This is a genomic window from Bradyrhizobium sp. WSM4873, assembly GCF_055811355.1.
Genome location: NZ_JBVVPS010000079.1, coordinates 1 through 6,899, shown reverse-complemented (window position 1 = coordinate 6,899; position 6,899 = coordinate 1). Strand labels below are relative to the sequence as shown.

Genomic DNA, 6,899 nt, shown 5'->3' with positions numbered 1-6,899 from the left:
TACATGAAGGCCAGCCATGCGAGCCACCTCGGAAACGCAGGCTCCGGGCTCGAGCGATGCTGCAACAAGCCGTTCCTCTTATCCTGCGACCACCGGCGTCGCCTCTCGACCGATGTGATCACCTCCGCCCTCGAAATCGTCATAGCGCTTCTCCTAGGATTACCCCTAGGACCTGCGGCGTTCGCGTCCGTCAAACAAGGCGGCCCTCAACGGAGGAATACCCTGCGTCTTTTACGAGAACGAATGAGTGCATACCGCGCTCACGCGTGGACCCTAAGGTTCGCGCTGCGTCTTTCAGCCCCTCAGCCTCATAATCAGCTGACATGTGCCTAAGCATGGCTGCCGGGCCTTCGACGCACTTTTTCTGTAAACACGCAGGGCAGCCGTACAATCCGCCCGGCTTCTCGAAGGGTCTGGTAGACCTTTCAAAGGGGCCCATGCTTGCATGTTCGGCACGCCGAGGGGGTAACGTCCTCTGATACTAATGGAGCCGCAATGCTTGAGCTTCTGGACCTCCATATTGAAACGTATCCGCATCACGGGCGTGGACCCTTTCCGCACCGCGGTTGCTCAGTTACAGTTGGCTTTGAATGCCCCATACTGCCGTGATGCAGCAATTTCCTCGGTACCTGACCCATTAGAGACCAGCTCCCTTGCTGGTGATCTTATCCATTGTTCGGCACGATCAGCGCCGATGGCGGGAACTGCGGGCAGTTATTTCGAATTGCAGAGCTCGATGATTTCCGGGTGAGCAACCGTTGCTCATTGCGTGCCAATTGCACTCGCGGGCGAGGTTCAACCGCTTGTCCGCAAAGCGTTCCGGAAGCTTGTTTTGGGAAAACTTCCAAAGCAGTTTGATTGCGACGCAAATTCGTGCTCCGATTAGATTTCTGTACAACCCTCGGCAAGCAGGGGTACCGGATGGGAGGAAGGTCGATGGCGAGACACTTCGGTCTGAAGGTTGCGCCGGCAGCACGGTCCGGGTTCACGGGGACGACGAGCACTTTGCTGGACAGGATTGTATCGGCATCGGCATCTGAGACCCATTTTCCAGACAATTCGCCGACCATGAAGCGCTCTTCCTCGTGCTCCGGATTGCCGTACGCCCCGGCGAGCTGGCGGGGATCCCGTGGTCGACGATCTATTTCACTAGATTGAAATTGAAGATGTACCGGTTCGGGCCGGGCACCTCGGGGCTGGCCTGCGCCTGGAGGCAGCGTTGTGACGCGGGCTGTCGCGAGGGGTACCGATGTCAAGTCGGAGGGAGCAGGCTTTGCTCGAGATCGGAGATGCGTCGAGAATGCGAGCGGCAATCCGCTTCTGACTGCGGAGCGACGAGCGGCCGAATGTCCGAAAGCGAGCTCGTGTGCAGCTCGTCGCTCGAATGCAGACGGTGCGTCCTTGCTTGTCATGGCTCCACCGTGACCAGCTCTGGAGGAGCCAGTAAAGCAGACGGCCTTAAGCAAAATATGTAGCCTAAGGCTTCGTCGCCCGAAGGGGCGGCGGGCGGGGGGGCGAGGCGGGCTCTCGCTTTCCATTGTGTCGGCTGAAAAATATGCATCGTAAGTATTCGCAACGCACCCTGTCATGAGTGTGGCGGCGAGCCCGCAGGTGCAATCAATCTCGTAAACAAGTGAGATGCGGGCGCGATCATGCCGCAACCACACAAGCCTGCAAGCCAAACGCGTTTTGAAATCATCGCTGGCGTTCCATGCCAACCCGGAAAGCAGGCAGTCGCGGCCCGACCAAAGGTTGTGCTTGCAGAAGCGCAGCAATTGCGGTTCGATCTTGCTGTCTTACAAGCCTTTGCTTTTGCCGATCTTCTCCGGATTTTTTGATGAGGTTCATGTTGGTCGCGGTTGGCAGCTGGCTGCTGCTGAACCTGCTCTATGTTCTGATCGTCACCCCGCCACGCAAATCTCAGTGGCGAGCGCAGTTCGCTCGCTCGATGAACTCAACCAAGAAGTTCATTCAAGGCAGACTGCACCCACCACCTTGAGCAGAGAGGACCGCCAATGGACGAATTCGCGATGCTTCTTGCGGAACTGGACCGGTGCAAGGCAGAGTTCAAGCGCCTCCAGAGCGACTTCAATTTCGCCACTGACGCAGCGCCAACCGATACAGCAGCACTTAAAGATGCGGCGCGGCGGCTGAGCGGCATCGCTGACCGTCTGAAGGCCGTGACCCGCGCGATCACTAAAGGCACGGCCAGCGCAGTACATTGAGCGAGTGAACTATCAACTTGTGGCCGGGTCAGGCGGCCGATGCGCCTCAGCTCTGCCTTAAGCCGCTCGATTTTGAACTTGGCTAAGCGTGTGGATGTGCGCTTAGTTTCGGTCAACCCGGCAATGCGCTCCATCACATTGAGCTGCGCCAGCAGCATTCGGCTGGGATCTGTTGTCCGACGCGTTGGCGCGGCGGTCAACTACCTCAGGCCGCCTGCTAACCTGAAGGCAGCGGAGAGCAACCGCGCTGCGTTACCAACGCCCGTCATGCAGCTCGCTTGCATCTCAGCAGTATTCGCGTGCGCCAGTCCCACCTACGGAAGGAACTCTTCCCATTGATCACCCGTTGTCGGGAAGATCACTGGAGAGCGAACCCATGATACGGCAATCCATTATCGTAGCAGTCGCGTGCGTTGCTCTGGCCTCAACCGCCTTCGCTCAAGGCGGCGGAGGTGGCGGTGCGGGAGGCGCTGGAAGCGGATCGTCCGGCGCTGGGGGCGCCTCATCCAGCTCCGGTGCATCATCCTTAGGAACGTCCGGAACGGGTGGCTTATCTCCTGCAGGTGGCCGCTCAGGCGTACCCGTTGCAACGTCCAAAAACCCGACCTTTTCCGGTCAAGGAACGTCCGCGCCTACGATGGCCACGAGCGGCAACCGCTCCGGTGCAACGACGACAAACCCAGCAGCGGTCGGGACAGCAGGGCCTCAATCCAACAGCGCCGGTAGAGGCGTAGGCACCGCGACAAACGGAGTTCCTATTGGCAATCCGGGCTCCGGAAAAGGCTCTCCAGAAAATCCCTGGTAGGTTGTCGCGCGCCATGGAAAACTGCCCCCTCGGCGCCATGAGGAATTGCCCTCTCCTTGGATAGCCAAGGAGAGAGCAAATGAACGAGGAACGAATCACTAGAGGCTCGTCGTGGAGTGATCCACGGGGGCAGGTAATGAAGACGCCGGATGACGTGGCGGAGATGTTGCGCCTGAGGGCGTGCGGATGGGGGCTGAAGCGGATTGCGCGCGAGCTGGGCTGCAGCCATCACACGGTGAAGGGTTATGTGGCGGCGGGCGGAAGAAGCCGTTTAAGTCGCCCGAGAGGCCGCAACGGCTCCATGGCCTTGAGGGCTGGCTGCGCGAGAGGTTCATTGGCCATCGTGGCAATGCGGACGTGGTGCGCCAGGATCTGTTGATTGAGAAAGGCGTGACAGTCAGCCGGCGAACGCTGCAGCGCGCGGTGCAACCTTATCGGCAGGCGCTGAAGGCGGAGGCGCTTGCGACGACGCGGTTCGAGACACCTCCGGGTCGCCAGCTGCAAATTGACTTCGGGGAGCGTCTGGTCGAGATCGGCGGAACCAAGGTCAAGGCATTCGTGTTCGTGGCGACGCTCGGACATTCGCGACGGCTCCATGTGCGAGCGTTCCGGGCCGAGAAGCAAGAGCACTGGTTTGCCGGGCTCGAGAGCACATTCACCACCTTCAGCGGTGTACCCGAGGAAGTGCTGATGGATAACCCACGCGCACTTGTGGTGCGCCACGACGCGGTGAGCCGGTCGGTTCAGTTCAACGACAGGCTGATTGCCTTCTCGAAGCACTGGGGCTTCCGTCCTCGCGCCTGCGCACCATATCGGGCACGCACAAAGGGCAAGACGGAGAATGGCGTCGGCAATGTGAAGAAGAACGCGATCGCAGGTCATTCCTTTGCAAGTTGGGAAGCGTTTGAGGCCCATGTCGCCAGGTGGGAGCGAGAGGTTGCGAACGTCCGTATCCACGGCACGACCGGCGAAGCGCCGATCATCCGCTTCACACGAGACGAGGTCCACCGGTTAAATCCGCTCGGCGGGCGGCCCTCGTTCGGATCATTGCGCGAGCTGACCGGATCGTCGGCAATGATTGTGCCATCGAGATCGACACCAATAGTTACTCGGTACCGTGGCGCCTTATTGGTGAGCGCGTCGCGGTGACCGTCGCGGCTGGCGAGGTGCGGATCCGCCATGGCGTGCACCAGGTTGCGGTTCACGAGCAATCGAAGGGGCGTCGACTGCGGATCGTCGATCCGCTCCATCTCGATGGTGTTGCCGGGCGCAATGGCGCGGTCCGCCGGCTGGAGATTGCAGCGGCGGTGCCGGAATCGTCTCCACCGCATTCGTTGTTGCGTCCGCTTGGCAAATATGAAGCCGTGATCGGAGGAAGCTTCTGATGACGCGCGCAAAGAAGGCAACCGAAGCACCGACTGATCCCCTTGATGCCATGCTGGCGCGATTGCAGCTCTCCGGCATCCGCGATCAGCTTGATAGTTTGCTCGACGAGGCGGCGCGCGCGAACCTGTCGGCGCGTGAGACGCTGATCCTGCTGTGCGGGCGTGAGATCGCGCGCAAGGATCATCGCCGCATCGATATGGCGCTGAAGCTCGCACACTTCCCGGCCGTCAAGGAGCTCGCAGGCTTCGACTTCGAGGCGCAGCCCTCGATCGATCCCAAGCAGATCCGTGACCTTGCCGCGTCACGTTGGATCGCCAACGGCGAGAATGTGCTGTTGCTCGGGCCGCCGGAGTCGGCAAGACCCACTTGTCGATCGCGTTGGGGCGAGAGGCGATCCTGGCCGGTTACACCGTGCAGTTCACCACGGCGACGACGCTCGTCGCGGGCCTGGCCAAGGCGCATGGCGAGCGGCGCCTGGACGAGAAGCTGCTCGCGCTGGCGAAGCCGAAGCTGCTCATCGTCGACGAGCTCGGCTATCTGCCGCTGGAGCCGGACGCCGCGCATCTGTTCTTCCAGCTGGTCAGCCGCCGTTACGAAACCGGTGCCATGCTGATCACCTCGAACCGCAGCGTTGCCGAATGGGGCGCCGTGTTCGCCGATCCCGTGGTCGCCACCGCGATCCTCGACCGGCTCCTGCACCACAGCCACGTGATGACGATCCGCGGCGACAGCTACCGGCTCCGCGCCAAACGGAAGAGCGGCCTCATCAAGGCGCCGCCCGCCGGTGACGGCCCTCCCGTCGGCTCCGCCTCCCTCCGTCCCGTCACCGGCGGAAACGACCATCAAACGACATCATGAAGCCGAGGGCGGGGGCAGTTCTTCATGACGCAAAGGGGGCAGTTCCGGCTGGCGTTTGACAAGGTTCTTTTGAAGCCCGCTTCTGGCGCCCTTCTTGCTGTTAGCAGTCCGGCGTCCGGAAGGGAGCGGAGGGTGCTTGCGCGTTGCCTTTATGCACGAGTGCTTGCGGTCTAGGTGCCATTGAGCAGGAGCGCGCCCGTGCCCCCGGGCTACTATCAAAACAAGCACGAGCTGCGCGAACCGCAAAGCGGTGAGCGATACGCCACCATCCGCGCCGCGATCTGGCCTAGCTTCCTCAATATTGCGCTCAATCAGATCGAGCGTCCTATCTCCGACGATGGCGCGGGTTCTCCGGAGAGCGCTGGCGAAGCCATAGCGCGCTCCCGGGTAATACACGTTTGGACCCTTCGCAGAAATCGAGAATGCCGTCTGCGGATAATCGTCGTCAATCGCTAAAACTCTACAGAACCGGTCATTCTTTCCTTAGGCTTCTCTTTTTACGGCGCTGCAAGATGATTGCTCTATTCATAACTGAACGCAAAGCCATGGCGGCCCTTCTCGCGGCGTGCTCGCTACGGGGCGTCGGTCGTTAGGACGATTTTGTTTCGCACTAAACAAGGCGAACAAATGCTCAAGGACGGTGAATATATCGCGTGGTTTCAGACAGAGCGCGGTTCGGGTACTGGCCGCGTTCGTCTGAGCAACGGGATCATCTCAGGCGGCGATACAGTCATGAGTTACGGCGGCACGTATCGGGTTGCCGGGACGAGATTTTCGGCCACGCTGACGACTTGCCGACACTCTGACGGACAGCCAAACGTTTTTGGCACTGACGATATCGAAATCAAGCTGACCGGTACTGCCGCTGCAAATTTCGCTTCGTGCTCTGGCGAGGTTATGGGGCTTTTTTTTCACGCAACTCTGATGCCCATCCAAGAGGAGCAAAAGCAACCGGAGCGCAAGATCAATCCAGCCGACTTTCATCCCGAACGGCTACCTAAACCGAACGTTCGCTAGGCTGACGAGATATGGCGCGCTCGACGCCCAAGGCGATGTAATAGGTAAATTGCGGCCTTGACGCATCTCTGGACCGGGGCTTTTTTCGCACATTTTCTTGAGTGCTCATTTGCGCGTTCGAAGAAAGCTTCGGGAGCATTAACCGGTCGGCTTAACGTTATTCGTTCAACGCCCTTGTGAAGCGCATCGGTTCGGGATGATGCTTGTAATCCGCGTAGCTATCGTGGATGCAAAGGGGCCGTCATAGACCGGCGCCCACCGGAGGTATTGATGCTGCAGCGGCGGCACCGTGAGCGGACGTGGCTTTACAAGTCTGCGATTGTGACCTTCGCAGGCCACGCCCGCTTTTACCGGTGTCATGTTCGAGACTTGTCCTCGGAAGGCGCCGGTATCTTTCTCGAGCACTCAGGGGTCATACCAACAGATTTTGAGCTGTTGGTCGACGGAGTTCCGGCCATGACGAGCTGCCAAATAATTTGGCGCTCGGGTGCCTATGTGGGCGTCAAGTTTTCCGCCCCTGAGGTAATCTATGGTACGCCTCCGATGGGGGCCGTCTTGCGTGAGGGGTGGTAATTCGCGAAGCGTGTGACCTTAAGTCTAGCTTTAAG

At 60.0% G+C, this 6,899-nt stretch carries 5 protein-coding genes and 2 pseudogenes; 6 read left to right on the top strand and 1 reads right to left on the bottom strand.

The window, feature by feature from the left end; genetic code table 11:
• Positions 1–665: 665 nt before the first annotated feature.
• On the bottom strand, positions 666–1,070 hold the full coding sequence (locus AC0L21_RS37655) for a hypothetical protein (protein ID WP_473267023.1): 405 nt from the start codon (positions 1,068–1,070) through the stop codon (positions 666–668).
• Between the two features lie 582 nt (positions 1,071–1,652).
• Between AC0L21_RS37655 and AC0L21_RS37650 the strand changes: the two genes are divergently transcribed.
• From AC0L21_RS37650 to AC0L21_RS37625, 6 genes and pseudogenes are all read left to right on the top strand, one after another.
• Complete coding sequence (locus AC0L21_RS37650) at positions 1,653–1,838, top strand: hypothetical protein (RefSeq protein ID WP_473267021.1); 186 nt, start codon at positions 1,653–1,655, stop codon at positions 1,836–1,838.
• A gap of 177 nt (positions 1,839–2,015) precedes the next feature.
• Positions 2,016–2,225, top strand: coding sequence for a hypothetical protein (locus tag AC0L21_RS37645; protein ID WP_473267018.1), 210 nt, complete (start codon positions 2,016–2,018; stop codon positions 2,223–2,225).
• A gap of 884 nt (positions 2,226–3,109) precedes the next feature.
• Positions 3,110–4,415 (top strand): annotated as a pseudogene (gene istA, locus AC0L21_RS37640) (IS21 family transposase).
• A pseudogene (gene istB / locus AC0L21_RS37635) lies at positions 4,415–5,274 on the top strand (IS21-like element helper ATPase IstB). Before istA ends, istB begins: the two co-directional pseudogenes overlap by 1 nt.
• A gap of 627 nt (positions 5,275–5,901) precedes the next feature.
• On the top strand, positions 5,902–6,291 hold the full coding sequence (locus AC0L21_RS37630; protein WP_473267016.1) for a hypothetical protein: 390 nt from the start codon (positions 5,902–5,904) through the stop codon (positions 6,289–6,291).
• A gap of 270 nt (positions 6,292–6,561) precedes the next feature.
• Positions 6,562–6,864 (top strand): PilZ domain-containing protein, encoded by a 303-nt coding sequence (locus AC0L21_RS37625; RefSeq protein ID WP_473267014.1) that lies wholly within the window; start codon positions 6,562–6,564, stop codon positions 6,862–6,864.
• The last annotated feature ends 35 nt before the right edge of the window (positions 6,865–6,899 follow it).